Consider the following 16606-nt stretch of genomic DNA (forward strand, 5'->3'; position numbering starts at 1 on the left):
ATAAACTTTTCTCTCAAATAAACACAAATCCACTTGGTCAGCCAAGTGGATTTTTTAGTTAAAATGTGAATCAAAAATTAAACAAGTAAGTACTATCTGAATTATTAAAAAGATTTCTATCACATTGATTTCGAACTTATTCTACATAAATCGTCAAGCTTAGCCCATATTTTTGCTCAAATTTTAAAAATCCTTGAGTAAAATAATTTCAATATTTCTTTTTTCAATTTTAGCAAGTGTAAACTTCACATGTTATTCTCAGTCAGGCTTAGATGCATCTAAAAGTGTACAGGAGTCTGTTTTTATTTCCAGTGGAAGCTGGAGTAACCCTCAAAACTGGAAAAATCATAATTTACCTACTTCCACTTCCAAAGTTATTATAGAGGCTAATGCAATTTTAGATGTTTCCTTTCAGATAAATTCACTTGAAATTGATCAAAACATTACGTTATCAATAAATCCATCTTTTCAGTTATTTGTCACAAAAAACATTGAGAATAATGGCCGAATTCTTGGTGAAGGAGAGTTAGTTTTGAACGGGAGTTCCACTCAGTTTATCAAAGAGGAAGGGGTTTATAACAACTTACGTATTTCAAACTCATCAACAATACATATAAAGGACGAGATTGAAGTTTTCGGTAACTTGTATGTAGACGCAGGTCAGCTTAAAACTAAAGGGAATCTATACCTAAGGTGTGATTTTGAAACCAATAGAACAGCTCAGGTTGGTGAGGTCCTTGGAGAAATTTCAGGAAACGTTCAAACTGAACAGTGCTATCCTGCTAGGAGGGCGAATCGATTAGTTAGTCCTTCAGTCACGACTTCAACTTCCATTCATAAAAACTGGCAGGAAAATGCAGACAGCTACTTTGATGAGGATATAGATGAAGGTTATGGAACACATATTACAGGATTAAATCCTGGTAGTGGTCCGGCTTATCTGGAGCAGGATGGTGAAAATGGATTCGATTTTAATCCATCAGGGAATGCATCCCTGTTTACTTATGATCATCAACAGAGAGATTTCAATCCCATAAATAACACTAATGTCAATCGGCTAAAAGCAGGAAACCCTTACATGTTACTCGTAAGAGGTGATAGGACTATTAATATTTACTCAAATTTGGCAGCGCCAACGGCCACAATACTTAGAGCCAAGGGTGAGCTTGTGACCGGGGACTACACGACTACCGATTTGTCACAAACCAAAAACGGATTTAGTTTAGTGGGGAATCCCTACCACGCTCAGGTAGATATGAATTCTGTATTAGCAAATTCTATAAACATCAGAAAAGATGTTTACTATGTTTGGGATCCAAAATTGGGTGGAATTCAGGATTTGAACCAGCCTGGGGGTAGAGGGGCTTTTGTTGTTGTGGAATTACCCTCTGGTAGCAATTCTTCGAATTCTGAAGCTAACCAATACCTTCAACCAATGCAGGCTGTATTTGTTCAAACTATAGATGATAATTCTGTCACTCAAGTCAACTTTTCGGAAAGCGATAAAGCAGTTACTTTAAACCCTCAGACACAAATTCTTTCTGATTCTGATGAGCAATTTCTAAACATTCAGCTTTTCAATAAGGTTTCTTATAATGCTGGAAGCACTCCTTCAGATGCTCTTCGAATTAATTTTGGGAGTAGGTTTTCAAACTCTGCTAATGATGATATCACAAAGCTTAAAAATGTGGACGAAAACCTTACCAGAGCTATAGATCAAAATCTGGTCGCTTTAGAAAGAAGGAATATGCCAGGTGCTGAAGAGATTTTACCGCTTTATATCAATCAATATCGAAGGGAAAATTATACTTTGAATTTCGAGTTTTCAGATTCGTTTGATACCGACGTTTATCTAATAGATCATTATCTGGAAATTGAAACCCTTTTGTCCGAGTCAAACCAAACCTATTCATTTAATGTCAATTCTTCGGTTGCAGGCTCTGTAGATGGAAACAGATTTTCTCTGAAACTAACGCCGGTCAACTTATCAACTCCAGAATCGCTTTTTTCTGAAGTCAAAATTTATCCAAATCCGACAAAATCATCTTTTAGTATAAATGGATTAGCTGATATTACTAATGGCGAAATCAACATTTTTAACATGATTGGGCAACAGATCTATTCTGAAAAATTAGGTACTGTGTCAACGTTCAGCATTGAAGACTTTAATGTTGAGGAAGGGATTTATATTGTAAAACTATCCTCAGATCATGAGGAGCAAAGTTTTAAATTGATCAAAGGAAATTAAAAAAAGCTGTCTCAAAATCTATTTTTTGTCATTCTGAATTTATTTCAGAATCTCTATTAATCTTGATAATCAAATTAATTTAAGACCTTGAAACAAGTTCGAGGTGACAATTTAGATATTTTGAGACAGCTTCTTTAGAATCTGGAATTGCTTCCTATTCTTCTTCTAAAACCTCAACGTTATTATCGCGATTGACATCTGCCATATATTGTGAAGGATCAATTTCAATTTTTTCAATTCCGTATTGTGATGTAGGAATCTCTAAATCATATGTTGGATATGCCCAAGCCCAGTCGTCAACAATTTCACCTGCATTAGGTTTTTCCCATCTCATAATGCGAAGTGGAATATAATAGGTCTCTGAATTTCCTCCTTTAAAATCAACTTTCACTTCTAGCGGCATTGGCGTAAGGCCTATGCGCTCTAAAGTTACAATTGTTAATTGTTCATCAACACTTACATCTTTGATACCATAGTCAATGGTATTGGTAGTTCTCGTCCAATCGTTAAGATACCAGCTAAGTTCTGCACCGCTTACTTTTTCAGCGACACGAATAAAATTATTTGGTGTTGGATGCTTAAATTTCCATTCATCAAAATATCTGTTTAAGACTTCCTGTAAGTTTTCTTTACCAATTAAATAACCGAGTTGGCCTAAAAATACAGCTCCTTTAGAATAAGCTGAAGTTCCGTAAGCCTGATTGTATTCATAGCGGTCTGCATGAGTAGATTGAGCCTGCTCATATCCAGAATTTGCCAAACTCACATAGCCTCTATAACTGCCAGCAGTAGGATTTTCTCTATTTCGATCCATCACTTCGTTCATCGCAAGGCCAGAAATATATGAGGTGAATCCTTCATCCATCCATTCATGCTGAGCTTCGTCTGTTGCTAAAACATGCTGAAACCAGGCATGTGCCATTTCGTGAGCAGTAACTCCTACAAGACTTCCAAATTCCCTTTCACCAGTAATAAGTGTGCACATGGCGTATTCCATACCTCCATCACCACCCTGGATCACAGAATATTGATCGTATGGGTAAGGACCTATATACTCATTGAAATAATCCAAAAGCTCAGCTGTTTTGGATTGTAAATTCTTCCAGTTCTCTTTTATGTCTTCATTGTCTTTATATAAGAAATGAAGAGTTGTACCATCATTCCCAGTGATTTGGTCATGAATGTAATTTTTGTCTGCAGCCCACGTAAAGTCATGAACATTTGGAGCAACGAAGTGCCAGGTCAACTTTTTCCCTCTACGTCTTACTTTTACGCCTTCATCTTCATAACCATAGCCAACTTCGTTTGGATTTTGAATATAACCAGATCCTCCTAAGACAAAATCTTTGTCAATTGTGATTTTTACATCAAAATTACCCCAAACTCCATGGAATTCTCTTGCTATGTAAGGATCTGCATGCCACCCTTCGAAGTCATATTCAGCCATTTTAGGGTACCATTGTGTCATAGACAATTCAACCCCTTCAGCGTTGTTCCTTCCAGATCTTCTTATCTGTACAGGAACCTGGCCTAAAAATTCCATTTCAAATGTAGTTGATTCTCCAGGTGAAATAGGCTCAGCGAGTTCAACTTCCAAAACTGTTCCTACAAGTTTGTAGTTTAAGTCTTTTCCATCTTGCTTCAACGATTTTGCTCTCATAAATCCTATTTCTTCATCACTTAGTTTAGAAATACGATCTCTAACTCTACCATCCGGATCTTGTATAGTTCTGGATCTTACATCCATTTCACTCCCTGGCTGGAATGCGTTGAAGTACATGTGATAAAAAACTCTATTAAGCGTATCTGGGGAATTGTTGGTATAAACCAGTTCCTGATCGCCTTCATATTGATAATTTTTATCGTCAAAATCAACCTGCATTTCATAGTCAACATGTTGTTGCCAATAGCCGGTGTTGTTTTGTGCAAAGAGTGTTGATATTGAAATCAACATCATAAATGTAAAAGTGTTTTTAATCATGTTTATTTGGTTTTAGAAGCTAATATAATAGCGTTATACATATTTACCATATTTCCTGAAACTGAAATTTCACTGAAGACTTCAGTATTTTGAGGGTCTCCACCGAGAATCACTTCCTGGTTCGTACTCAATCCGGATTCCATCAGGATTTGTTTGACTTGTGAAGCGCTAAGTTTTGGGAACAAAGATTTTACCATAGCTGCTACTCCAGCAACATTTGGGGCTGCCATCGAAGTACCTTGCAAGAATTCATAAGTATTCAAAGGGGTTGTTGCATATATGGACGACCCAGGCGCAAATATATCGACACTGTTTATTCCATAATTAGAAAATCCAGAGACTAAATTCCCTCCATATTGAGAAGTTATCGAACCTACATTGATGAAGTTGTCAACAAAATTTGCTGGATTTTCAGGTGTTTCATCATTGGGGTAAACACGCTTTTCATCTAGATCTATACCTTCATTACCAGCTGCGTTTACAATGAGAACATTATTTTTTTCAGCGTATTTGATGGCATCCATCACCCATTCAGGATGGCTAGAAAAGTATTTTCCGAAGGATGTGTTGATGATGCTTGCTCCATTGTCAACAGCATAACGAATTCCAAGTGCGATGTCTTTGTCATACTCATCTCCATCAGGGACCGCTCTGATGGGCATAATTAAAACATTATCTGCAACACCTTTTATCCCTTTATCGTTTTTTCTGCTGGCTGCTATGATTCCAGCGACGTGTGTACCGTGCTTTGCTTCTTTTTTGTCTGCATTTGGTCCACTTACTTTATTATTTCCATAAATTTTGGTCGAAAAATCATTAGCATCATCACCTAGGCTTTCTGCCCTTGCATTTAAGTCCAGATTTAGATGATATTTCGTTTTATCTCCAAAATACTCCATGGCTTCAGCGAGTTGGTTCTGAATATTTTGAATATCCTCATCAATGTTATTCATTACATTCAGCAACAGCATTTTTTGATTTAAAGATGTATCATCCTGTGGTTTGAAAGCCGTTACATTTTCAACTGTAAGTTTATTCACTTCAAGTTCAATTTTCAGGCTTTCTTCGGCTTCCTGTAATTGATTATTCATCATTACATATCTATTGATACTCTTATCAGTTTTTGCCAGCTCTTCATCGTACTTTGCTTTTGCAGCTCTATACATTTTGAATTCTTCTAGACGGTCTGTACCTATTTCACTTGCGAGTTTATCTTTAAATTGATCTTTGTAATCTCTTACTATTCTCGTATACTCTAAATTTTCCTTTGTAACATCGCCAAGAAAATTCCAGCCATGGATGTCATCTACAAATCCATTGTTGTCATCATCAATTCCATTATCGGGGATTTCATTAATATTGGTCCACACCACTCCTTCCAGGTCTTCATGTTCTATATCGACCCCACTATCCAGCACAGCTACGATAATTGTTTTCCCGTTGTAATCTTTAATAAGTTCTTGATACGCCCTATCCACACTCATTCCTGGAATGGTGTCATATGACAAGTCTTGACTTCCCCAATACTGAAGTTCATCATCTGTCAGGGCTTCAGTCTTTTCACTTACGTTTTGTAAATTGGGAATAGGCTTTGAATTGATTTTTGGTCCACTTGCACAACTGAGTAAAAAGCTAGATATCAAAAAGCATAAGCCCCCAATCTTTAAAAATTTAATATTCATGGTTATATTTAATTTAGTTGGTAAAAAGTTCTGAAAACTTAAATGTTGAATTTAATCTAGCGCCTTTTTCAGTATGTTGCAGATTGATCACTTCATTATGAGCATCATGCTCAAGGAAAAGATAGTAGTCGTTTGCAACTGCCTCATCAAGAAAAAGCTTTTTCTCATCTAAAGTTTTTAAAGGCCTTGTGTCAAAACCCATAACATAAGGCAGCGGAATGTGGCCAGCTGTTGGGAGCAAATCCGCAGCAAAAACGAGTTTTTTTCCTTTGTAATCAATGATTGGAATCATTTGTTTGTCCGTATGTCCATCTACAAACAGGACTTCAAATCCCATATTCTCGTAAAAGTGTCTATTTTTTGATCTTTTCAAAAAGTTGAGTTGTCCTGATTCCTGCATGGGAATCAAATTCTCCTTTATGAAAGAAGCCTTTTCTCTATCGTTAGGATTAGTCGCCCAATCCCAATGTTCTTGGTTAGTCCAGAACTTTGCATTTTTAAAGGCAGGTTCGTAACCTGTTTTATCTTTATTCCATTGAATACTACCTCCACAGTGATCAAAATGCAGGTGAGTCATAAACACATCGGTGATATCATCTCTATGGAATCCATATTTTTTCAGTGACTTATCCAAAGTGTGTTCCCCCCATCTATAGTAGTAACTAAAGAATTTATCACTTTGTTTGTTCCCCAAACCTGTGTCGATTAGAATAAGTTGCTTACCATTTTCAATCAACAAACTGGTTGCGGCAATGTCTATCATGTTATTAGAATCTGCTGGATTTGTTCGTTGCCAAAGCGATTTTGGCACAACGCCAAACATGGCACCTCCATCTAGTTTAAAATTTCCAGTTTCTATAGGATATAAGGTCATAAGCTCTATTTTAGCAGCAAAGTACTAAAAGAGTCTTAACTTTGGAATCTGAGTCTTCTAGATTATGCTATTTTTAACGACTCAAATCTAATATTTTATGATTGAACTAGCGAGTATAATTATATTAGGAATTTTAGCGCAATGGTTTGCTTGGCGTTTCAAAATCCCGGCAATTTTACCATTAATTCTAATAGGCCTACTGGTAGGTCCTATTGCTTCTTTGTATACTGAGGATGGATCCAAGCTTATAGAACCTATATGGAATGGTGAGACTGGCTTGTTTCCTGGAGAAAGTTTGTTCTATTTTGTTTCACTTGCTATAGGGATTATTCTTTTTGAAGGTGGCCTTACTTTAAGACGAGGTGAGATTTTGAACGTTGGTCCAGTTATTGTTAAATTAATTACTGTCGCTGTGGTGATTACCTTTGTTGGAGCAGGAATGGCAGCTCACTGGATACTGGGATTAAGCTGGCAAATTTCTCTTTTATTTTCAGGACTCATCATTGTTACCGGACCCACCGTTATTACACCAATTCTAAGAAATATACCTCTTAAGAAAGACGTTTCTACGATTTTAAAATGGGAAGGAATTTTGATTGATCCTATTGGAGCCTTGGTTGCTGTATTGGTATTTGAATTTATTTCTGCCGGCGGGGGAGAAGCAGTTACATCTACTGTTTTGATCGAGTTTGGTAAGATAGTCTTATTTGGTTTTACGTTCGGTTTTACATTTGCTAAAGCCTTGGCGGTTTCAATCAAATCTAAAATTATTCCTCATTATTTACTAAACGTAGTCACCCTGGCTGCAGTTTTAGGTGTTTTTGTTTTAGCAGATCATTTTGCGCATGAAAGCGGACTTCTTGCTGTGGTAATTATGGGTATTATCATGGGAAACACCAATTTGCCAAATCTGAAGGATTTACTTTACTTCAAAGAATCTTTAAGTGTTTTACTTATCTCTATACTTTTTATTTTACTGTCAGCAAATATCAATTTGGATAATTTGCTGTTAGTGATCAATTGGGAAACTTTAATTCTGTTTGCTGTTGTAGTTTTTGTTGTTAGGCCGCTCGGTGTATTTTTAAGCAGTTATAATTCGACTTTAGCGACCAATGAAAAACTTTTTATAAGTTGGGTAGGACCTCGTGGTATTGTTGCTGCAGGTGTGGCTTCACTTTTCGGGCTCAAACTTGTAGAGCAAGAAGTTCCCAATGCTGAATTGATAACGCCATTGGTATTCATCATTGTTTTGGGAACTGTTCTACTGAATGCAACTACTGCGAGACCCTTTGCGAAACTAGTCGGTGTGTTTTTGAGAGATTCTCAGGGAATTCTAATTGTAGGTTCATCCTCATTTTCAAGACTCATAGCCAAATATTTAATGGATAATGAAAGGCATGTGGTAATTGTTGATAATAATAAAAGCAACATAGATAAAGCTAAAGTGATGGGTCTAGATGCCATCAATGCCAATATCTATTCCGACGATTTAATTGATAATATCGAGTTGAGTGATGTGGGGTACTTAATGGCCTTAACAGGTAATACGGCCGTTAATAAAAAGGCTATTGAAAACTTTGCGAAACAATTTGGAGAACAAGGAACCTTTCGCGTGATATCTTCAGAAGAAATGGAAGATCCAGAAAATAATCCAGAAGATGGTTTGTTTTCACAAACCGACGACTATATTAAATTGGTTAATCTAACGAGAAAATATCCAGAGATCCATGAAATAGATTTAAACTCCAATGATCATTTTCAAGGCTTAATTGAATTGAGCAAAGTGGAGTCTGAAATAATCCCTTTGTTTATCAAAAAACCAGATGGGAAACTCGATATATTACCAAATGACTCAAAATCTATTGAAGTAGAACCAGAATCAAAATTGGTGTATCTAGGAAAATCTTTTGAAAAAGAGCCTTCTAAAAAGATAGTGGAAGAGCAATCTATCAAAGAAGAAAAGAAAAAAAAGTCTACTGAAGAAGACAAGCCAGCAGACAATAATTAAGGTTTAATAAGCTTAAAGATGCAAGAACAGGAACTTCTTTATTTACTGATGTTGCATAAAATGCCAGGGATTGGTCATATCAATGCGAAAAAACTTCTTCAGCATTTTGGCAGTGCAACAGCCTTATTTCAAGCCAGTACAAACGACTTAAAAGAACTGGATGGGATTGGAAGTAAGCGAATAAAAACATTAAGAGATTCTGCTATAACGAAAGAAGCAGAAGATGAGCTCAACTTCATTCAAAGCAATAATATAAAGCTTAGTTATTTTAAGGACGAAGACTATCCTTCGCGGTTAAAACAATGCATAGATAGTCCTATACTTTTATTTTCTAGAGGGAACATAAATCTTAAGAACAAACCTGTTTTGAGTATAGTAGGCACCCGTCAAGTCACAACTCATGGGATTGCCTTTTGTGAGCAATTGATAGAAGATTTGGCCCCACTCAATCCAGTAATCGTCTCCGGGTTGGCCTATGGAACCGACATTGTAGCGCATAGAGCAGCTATCAAGTTCAATCTTCAAACCATAGCATGTGTGGCTCATGGGTTGAATCAAATTTATCCCAAAGTCCATCAGAAATACGTGTCTTCGATAGAAAATAATGGTGGTTTTTTCACAGACTTTTGCAGCGACGATACCTTCGATCGTAATAATTTCTTGAGTAGAAACCGGATTATTGCAGGGCTTAGCGAAGCGACTATCGTTATTGAAAGTGCAGAAAAGGGAGGCTCTCTGGTGACGGCAGATATAGCTCATTCTTACGACCGAGAAGTTTTTGCAGTCCCAGGCCGTCCTCAAGACAAATTCAGTAAGGGCTGTAACATGCTCATCAAACAGCAAAAAGCGCAGATGATTACCTCTGCTGCCGACTTGGTTTATAATCTCAACTGGGATATAGACACCAAAAAAAAGAATACCCAAACCCAGTTATTTATATCCCTTACTGATGATGAAAAATTAGTAGTACAAAAACTCACAGAAATTGGTAAAGCAGAAATTGATGCGTTATCTTTGGTTTGCGGTTTACCAACCCATAAACTCTCTTCAATTCTTCTTAATTTGGAATTGGGAGGTCTTGTAAGGCCATTGCCTGGTAAGCAATTTGAAATCATTTAAAAAATTTAATAATATGAAATTTATTTTAAAATCCATTTTAGTAGGTATGGTGTTTATCTCTTTTTCTTGTCAGCAAAAGGAGGAGTCTACAGAAGCTAAAGCATTTGATGCTCAAATGAAGCAAACTATTCAAATTCATGATGATGTGATGCCTCAAATGAGTAAGATCAACAGTTTGATTACTGAGCTTGAAAGTGAAAAAGAAGAACTAGAAAGCGCAGAAGAAGTGAATACTCAGTTGGTAGGAAAGCATGCTGCTGCCATTGTAGATTTACAAAATGCCCACGATTTGATGATGTCTTGGATGAAAAACTTTAGCTCTTCTTTTTCAAGAACGGAGATTAACACTGGTTTACAGGCTAAAGACAAAGATAGCATAAAGGCGAAGGTGGAATTATTGGAGATGCAATACAATTCAGCTGAAGAAATGAAAGCTGCTATTAATTCTTCTATAGAAAATGCTCAAAAGGTTTTAGCTGAATAGAGCTTATAATTCTCCAAAACCAAAAAACCAGCATAAGCTGGTTTTTTGGTTTAAAAAAAAGCCTTAAACTCCTTTAAAATAAGAAAAATTGAAGGTGAAAATTGCAAATTATTTCGTTAAATAACTTGTAAAAATAATTCATTAATTATATATTTGTATCTAATTTAGAATTAATCCACTTAAATATGATTAAAGTTAGCGAAGAGGCTAAGCAAAAGATAACTAATCTTATGGGTGAAGAAGGCTATAATGTCAAAAATCACTTTGTAAGAGTTGGAGTAAAAAGCGGCGGATGCTCTGGGTTATCTTACGATCTGAATTTTGATCAAGCCCAGAACGACGAGGATAAACTTTTTGAAGATAATGAGGTGAAAATCGTTATCAACAAAAGCAGTTTTTTATACTTAATTGGAACCACTCTAGAATATTCTGGAGGGTTGAATGGAAAAGGATTTGTATTTAATAATCCTAACGCACAGAGAACATGTGGTTGTGGTGAAAGTTTTTCACTTTAATTAAAACAAGAGATTATGGCTTATACAGAACAAGAATTAGAGAAAGAATTAAAAAATAAAGAATACGAGTACGGTTTTTATACAGAAATGGAATCGGATACGTTTCCTCCAGGACTGAATGAAGACGTGGTTATTGGTATTTCCAAAAAGAAAGGAGAGCCAGATTGGATGACACAATGGAGACTAGAAGCTTACAGGCACTGGCTGACTATGAAAGAGCCTAATTGGGCAAATATCGGTTACGAAAAGCCCGATTATCAAGCCCTTTCTTACTATTCAGCTCCAAGTTCAAAACCTAAGTATGATAGTTTAGATGAGGTCGACCCTGAAATGCTGGAGACTTTTAAAAAGTTAGGTATTTCTATTGATGAGCAAAAGAAATTAGCTGGTGTGGCTATGGATGTCGTTATGGATTCAGTTTCTGTAACCACAACATTCAAAAAGACCTTAGCAGAGAAAGGAATTATATTTTGTTCCATTTCTGAAGCAATTAAGGAACACCCTGAATTAGTGAAGAAATATATAGGGAGTATTATACCACATACCGATAATTATTTTGCTGCGTTAAACTCTGCAGTATTTAGCGATGGCTCTTTTTGTTACATTCCAAAAGGGGTGAGATGTCCAATGGAATTATCAACCTATTTTAGAATTAACCAAGCAAATACTGGTCAGTTTGAAAGAACACTGGTGATTGCAGAAGATTCTAGTTACGTTAGTTATCTAGAGGGCTGTACAGCTCCTATGCGAGATGAAAATCAATTGCACGCTGCCGTTGTAGAGTTGGTAGCTTTAGATAATGCAGAAATCAAATATTCAACAGTTCAAAACTGGTATCCTGGAAATAAGGAAGGTAAAGGTGGAGTATATAATTTTGTAACCAAGCGTGGCCTTTGTGAGAAAAACGCCAAAATAAGCTGGACACAAGTTGAAACTGGTTCTGCAGTAACTTGGAAATATCCTAGCTGTGTTTTGAAGGGAGATAATTCTACCGGAGAATTTTATTCAATTGCTGTCACTAATAATTTCCAGCAAGCAGATACAGGTACTAAAATGATTCACCTTGGTAAAAACACTAAGAGTACAATTATTTCAAAAGGTATTTCTGCAGGAAAATCTCAAAACAGTTACAGAGGTTTAGTGCAAATCAACAAGCGTGCTGAGAATGCAAGAAATTTCTCTCAATGTGATTCATTGTTAATGGGTAACAAGTGTGGAGCCCACACATTCCCATACATTGAAGCAAAAAATAAAACCGCTCAAGTTGAGCACGAAGCAACGACAAGTAAAATTGGTGAAGACCAGATTTTCTACTGTAACCAACGAGGAATTGATACTGAAAAAGCAATTGCTCTAATTGTCAATGGATTTAGCAAAGAAGTTTTGAACAAATTACCAATGGAATTTGCTGTAGAAGCTCAAAAATTACTTGAAATTTCTTTAGAAGGCTCTGTTGGATAAAAAATTATGAAAAAGTGTCTTTTTATAATTTCAATATTTTCTTTGATTTTAGGATCATGTAAATCTGATTCTAAAACGTCAGATTCAGATGAAAAATTGGTTGAAACTGAATCTGATTTAGAATTAAACACTGTTTCAGGAGAATTTATTTACAGTGATTCAGTGGCGGTGTTTAAAAATAAAGAAATTATTTACGGTGTGGTCATGAATTCCAGAGCCAAAGATTTAGTTGCTCAGGTAAAAGAAATCAATTCAGATCCATTTGCTTCCTTTGATGTTACACTCAAAGTTGATATTAAAGAAAATCCACAAAAAGATGCTTGGCCACAAGTTATAGATATTCAAAATATAATAAACGTGAAGCCTTCATCAAATGATGATGGTTTAAGATTAGATAAATAAGAATAAGATATGTTAAAGATAAAAAATTTACACGCCAGCGTAGAAGGTGAAAAAATACTAAAGGGAATCAACCTTGAAATTAATCCTGGAGAAGTGCATGCTATTATGGGTCCAAATGGATCTGGTAAAAGTACACTGGCTTCTGTGATCGCAGGAAATGAAGATTTTGAAGTTACAGAAGGGGATATACTTTTTGAAAAAGCTAATATTTCTGAATTATCTCCGGAAGAAAGAGCACATAAAGGAATCTTTTTATCTTTCCAATATCCGGTTGAAATCCCTGGTGTTTCTGTGACCAATTTTATAAAAACTTCGATCAATCAAGTAAGAAAATCGAGAGGTCAAAAGGATATGCCAGCGAATGAAATGCTGAAGAAAATCAGAGAAAAATCTGCTTTACTGGAGATGGATAGAAAATTTCTTTCCAGATCTCTTAATGAAGGTTTTTCTGGTGGTGAAAAGAAAAGAAATGAAATTTTCCAGATGGCTATGTTAGAGCCAAAATTGGCAATTCTTGACGAGACGGATTCGGGGCTCGATATCGATGCCTTACGTATCGTTTCTGACGGTGTAAACAGACTTAAGACGAAAGATAACGCTACGCTAGTGATCACTCACTACCAGCGTTTACTGGATTATGTAATTCCTGATGTTGTACATGTATTGATGGATGGTAAAATAGTAAAATCTGGAGGTAAAGAGCTAGCCAAAGAGCTTGAAGAAAGAGGTTACGATTGGCTCAAAGAGGAACGTGCAGAAATGTCCTCATAACACCTTCATAAGAACCAAAACGATTTTAAATTATGGAACTTAAAGAAAAATTAATGTCCTCCTATCTTGCTTTTGAAGAGCATGTGGATTTGGAGAATGACATCCATCAAGTACGAAATAAAGCGATAAAATTCTTTGAGCAAACTGGCTTTCCTACCAAAAAGCTGGAGGCTTGGAAGTATACATCGCTCAATTCTATACTGAAAGAAGATTATAGCATTTTCCCCAAAAAAGAAGATGCCATAGATTACAAAGACATTAAAAAATACTTGATTCACGATATAGATACTTATACTATCGTTTTTGTAGATGGTATTTATTCTTCGCATTTGTCGAGAACGACTCACGATAAGCTTGATGCTTGTTTGATGTCTTCTGCTTTAGATAAAGAAAAGTACAAGCCAGTTATTGATAAGTATTTTAATAAGATAGTGCCTGAGGAAAGCATGTCTTCTTTAAATACCGCTTTTGCAAAAGAAGGAGCTTACATCAGAATACCTAAAAATGTTGTAGCTGAAAAACCTATTCAGGTGATGAATTTCTTCACCAGTAATGAAGCTGCTTTAATGGTACAGCCAAGAAATTTAATCATTGCTGAAGAAGGTGCCCATGTACAAATTATAGAAAGACATCAAAGTTTGACTGAGCACCCTGTGCTGACCAACTCTGTAACAGAAGTTTATGTTGGTAAAAATGCTGAGGTGGATTATTATAAAATTCAGAATGATAAAACATCCTCTTCTTTGATTGATAATACTTTCATCAAACAGGAAAGAGATAGCATTTGCTCCATGCATACGTTTTCTCTGGGAGGTAAAATCACAAGAAATAATCTGAAGTTTTATCAGCACGGTGAGAATTGTAATTCTATTTTGAAAGGAGTGACCATTCTGGAAGGAAAGCAGCATGTGGATCACAATACTTTGGTTCATCATACACAACCCAACTGCGAAAGCCATCAGGATTACAAAGGAATTTTTTCTGAAAAATCTGTAGGCGTTTTCAATGGAAATGTTTTGGTAGACAGAATAGCTCAGAAAACAAATGCGTTTCAAAGTAACAACAACATCATCATTGATGATACGGCGACATGTAACTCAAAACCACAGCTTGAAATTTTTGCAGATGATGTGAAATGCAGCCACGGTTGTACGATTGGACAATTGGATAATGAGGCTCTTTACTACATGAGGTCGCGTGGTATTCCGAAAAAAGAAGCCAGAGCATTATTGATGTTTGCTTTTGCAAATAATGTCTTGGATAGCGTAAAAATTCCAGAAATAAAAAAAAGAATAACTAAACAAATTGCATTGAAGCTAGGCGTTGAACTTGGGTTCAATCTTTAAGATTTCAATTCAGTCAACTTGTTTAGAAGTGAAATAAACGAAAAGAAAATGACGAATACTTCTGAACAAATTTTAGATATAAAAAAGATACGCAAGGATTTTCCAATTTTAAGTAGAGAAATTAATGGAAAACCACTCGTATATTTTGATAATGCGGCGACTTCACAAACGCCTACACAAGTAATCGATTGTATTGTTGATTACTATGAAAATAAAAATGCAAACATCCATAGAGGTGTACATTCTTTGTCTCAAATAGCAACAGATGCTTATGAAGGTGCCAGAGAAAAAGTGAGAGCGCATTTCAATGCTGAATTTGCTCATGAAATTATCTTGACGGCAGGAACTACACATAGTATTAACTTGGTGGCCAATGGATATGCCTCCATTCTAAAGCCAGAAGATGAAATTCTGGTTTCTGCGATGGAGCACCATTCCAATATTGTGCCTTGGCAAATGCTATGTCAAAAGACCGGTTCAAAGTTAAAGGTTATCCCAATGTCTCATAAAGGGGAATTGGAAATGGATACTTATAAAGAACTTTTGAATGAGAATACGAAGTTGGTTTTTGTCAATCACGTGTCCAATGCCTTAGGAACTATCAATCCTGTGAAGGAAATTATTGATCTAGCACACGCGGTTGGTGCAAAAGTATTGATAGATGGAGCGCAATCCGCTCCACACATCAAAGCAGATGTACAAGCTCTAGATGTTGATTATTATACGGTTTCTGCTCATAAAATTTGTGGTCCTACAGGTGTAGGGATGTTATATGGTAAAGAAGACCTTCTAAATATGCTTCCGCCTTATCAAGGTGGAGGAGAAATGATTTCTGAAGTCACTTTTGAAAAAACTACCTACGCAGGTTTGCCCCATAAATTTGAAGCCGGAACTCCGAACATTTCCGGAGGAATTGCTTTTGGGGCAGCTTTAGATTATATGAATACAATTGGTTTTGATGCGATTGCAGCATATGAAATGGAACTATTGAAATACGCGACTTCAGAAATTGAAAAGATTGAAGGAGTAGAAATTTATGGAACAACTCCAGATCGCAAAACAGCTGTATTATCCTTTAATATTGAAGGACTCCACCCTTATGATATAGGAACGCTTTTAGATAAAATGGGAATCGCTGTAAGAACAGGGCATCATTGTGCGCAACCGATTATGGAATTTTACAAAATTCCTGGAACTGTTCGTGCTTCTTTTTCATTTTACAACACCAAAGAAGAAATAGACTCTTTTATAACTGCTTTGAAGAAAGCAAAATCAATGTTATTATGAAACAATTTTTAAAGGTCCAAGTGAGTATAATGTTATTGTCGATTGTTTTTTTACTGGGCTCCTGTAAAGCTTTAACACAAGGTAGAATGACATCTGATGAATTGTTAGCTCAGGATTATGTAATTACTCAACTTGGTGATAAAGATGTTTCAGATGCAGGACTTACTTTAAAAGTGAATCCAGGAAACTCAACAATATCAGGATATTCTGGTTGTAATAATTATAATTTCAGTTATGAATTGGATGGAGAAAAGCTAGACTTAGGTTATGCTTCAGCTACTAAGATGTATTGCGAAGATGCTATGGAGTTTGAAAATTTATTTTTTCAAAAAGCAGCTTCCGTAACCCAATTTGAAAACTCAAAGCAGATACTAAATTTTAAAAATAAAGATAGCGAAATTGTCATCATAGCAAAAAAGAAAGATTAA

General features: G+C 35.9%; 14 protein-coding genes. 11 read left to right on the forward strand and 3 right to left on the reverse strand.

All coding sequences use genetic code 11. The annotated features are described in order from the left end of the window. The first annotated feature begins 193 nt into the window (after positions 1-193). Positions 194-2248 (forward strand): T9SS type A sorting domain-containing protein, encoded by a 2055-nt coding sequence (locus LB449_RS01940; protein ID WP_224453386.1) that lies wholly within the window; start codon positions 194-196, stop codon positions 2246-2248. A gap of 154 nt (positions 2249-2402) precedes the next feature. On the opposite strand, the gene LB449_RS01945 is transcribed toward LB449_RS01940, so the two are convergent. Genes LB449_RS01945 through LB449_RS01955 form a run of 3 tightly spaced genes read right to left on the reverse strand, consistent with a single transcriptional unit; the run spans position 2403 to position 6785 of the window. Next, the gene (locus LB449_RS01945) at positions 2403-4229 is read right to left on the reverse strand and encodes a M1 family metallopeptidase (RefSeq protein WP_224453387.1); all 1827 of its coding nucleotides are present in this window, start codon (positions 4227-4229) and stop codon (positions 2403-2405) included. Positions 4230-4231: 2 nt separating this feature from the next. Then, positions 4232-5911 (reverse strand): S8 family peptidase, encoded by a 1680-nt coding sequence (locus tag LB449_RS01950; protein WP_224453388.1) that lies wholly within the window; start codon positions 5909-5911, stop codon positions 4232-4234. 13 nt (positions 5912-5924) lie between these two features. Continuing rightward, complete coding sequence (locus tag LB449_RS01955) at positions 5925-6785, reverse strand: MBL fold metallo-hydrolase (RefSeq protein WP_224453389.1); 861 nt, start codon at positions 6783-6785, stop codon at positions 5925-5927. Positions 6786-6882: 97 nt separating this feature from the next. On the opposite strand from LB449_RS01955, the gene LB449_RS01960 reads away from it, so the two are divergent. The 10 genes from LB449_RS01960 to LB449_RS02005 all read left to right on the forward strand — a co-directional run bounded on the left by LB449_RS01960 (position 6883) and on the right by LB449_RS02005 (position 16606). After that, positions 6883-8793, forward strand: coding sequence for a cation:proton antiporter (locus tag LB449_RS01960; protein ID WP_224453390.1), 1911 nt, complete (start codon positions 6883-6885; stop codon positions 8791-8793). A gap of 18 nt (positions 8794-8811) precedes the next feature. Continuing rightward, a complete protein-coding gene (dprA, locus tag LB449_RS01965) occupies positions 8812-9912 on the forward strand; it encodes a DNA-processing protein DprA (RefSeq protein WP_224453391.1) in 1101 nt (366 codons plus the stop codon). A gap of 13 nt (positions 9913-9925) precedes the next feature. After that, on the forward strand, positions 9926-10396 hold the full coding sequence (locus LB449_RS01970) for a hypothetical protein (RefSeq protein WP_224453392.1): 471 nt from the start codon (positions 9926-9928) through the stop codon (positions 10394-10396). 185 nt (positions 10397-10581) lie between these two features. Further along, a complete protein-coding gene (locus LB449_RS01975) occupies positions 10582-10911 on the forward strand; it encodes a HesB/IscA family protein (protein ID WP_224453393.1) in 330 nt (109 codons plus the stop codon). Positions 10912-10926: 15 nt separating this feature from the next. Continuing rightward, positions 10927-12372, forward strand: a complete 1446-nt coding sequence (gene sufB / locus LB449_RS01980; RefSeq protein ID WP_224453394.1) for a Fe-S cluster assembly protein SufB — start codon at positions 10927-10929, stop codon at positions 12370-12372. 6 nt (positions 12373-12378) lie between these two features. Next, a complete protein-coding gene (locus tag LB449_RS01985; RefSeq protein ID WP_224453395.1) occupies positions 12379-12774 on the forward strand; it encodes a hypothetical protein in 396 nt (131 codons plus the stop codon). A gap of 9 nt (positions 12775-12783) precedes the next feature. After that, positions 12784-13545 carry a Fe-S cluster assembly ATPase SufC gene (sufC, locus tag LB449_RS01990; protein WP_224453396.1) on the forward strand — a complete coding sequence of 254 codons (762 nt, stop codon included), beginning with the start codon at positions 12784-12786 and terminating at the stop codon, positions 13543-13545. Between the two features lie 32 nt (positions 13546-13577). Further along, positions 13578-14891: a Fe-S cluster assembly protein SufD gene (gene sufD, locus LB449_RS01995; RefSeq protein ID WP_224453397.1), complete on the forward strand. Its 1314-nt coding sequence runs from the start codon at positions 13578-13580 to the stop codon at positions 14889-14891. Between the two features lie 48 nt (positions 14892-14939). Continuing rightward, the gene (locus LB449_RS02000; protein ID WP_224453398.1) at positions 14940-16178 is read left to right on the forward strand and encodes an aminotransferase class V-fold PLP-dependent enzyme; all 1239 of its coding nucleotides are present in this window, start codon (positions 14940-14942) and stop codon (positions 16176-16178) included. Then, positions 16175-16606: an META domain-containing protein gene (locus LB449_RS02005; protein ID WP_224453399.1), complete on the forward strand. Its 432-nt coding sequence runs from the start codon at positions 16175-16177 to the stop codon at positions 16604-16606. Before LB449_RS02000 ends, LB449_RS02005 begins: the two co-directional genes overlap by 4 nt.

This window comes from Psychroflexus lacisalsi, assembly GCF_020164495.1.
GTDB classification, from domain to species: Bacteria; Bacteroidota; Bacteroidia; order Flavobacteriales; family Flavobacteriaceae; genus Psychroflexus; species Psychroflexus lacisalsi.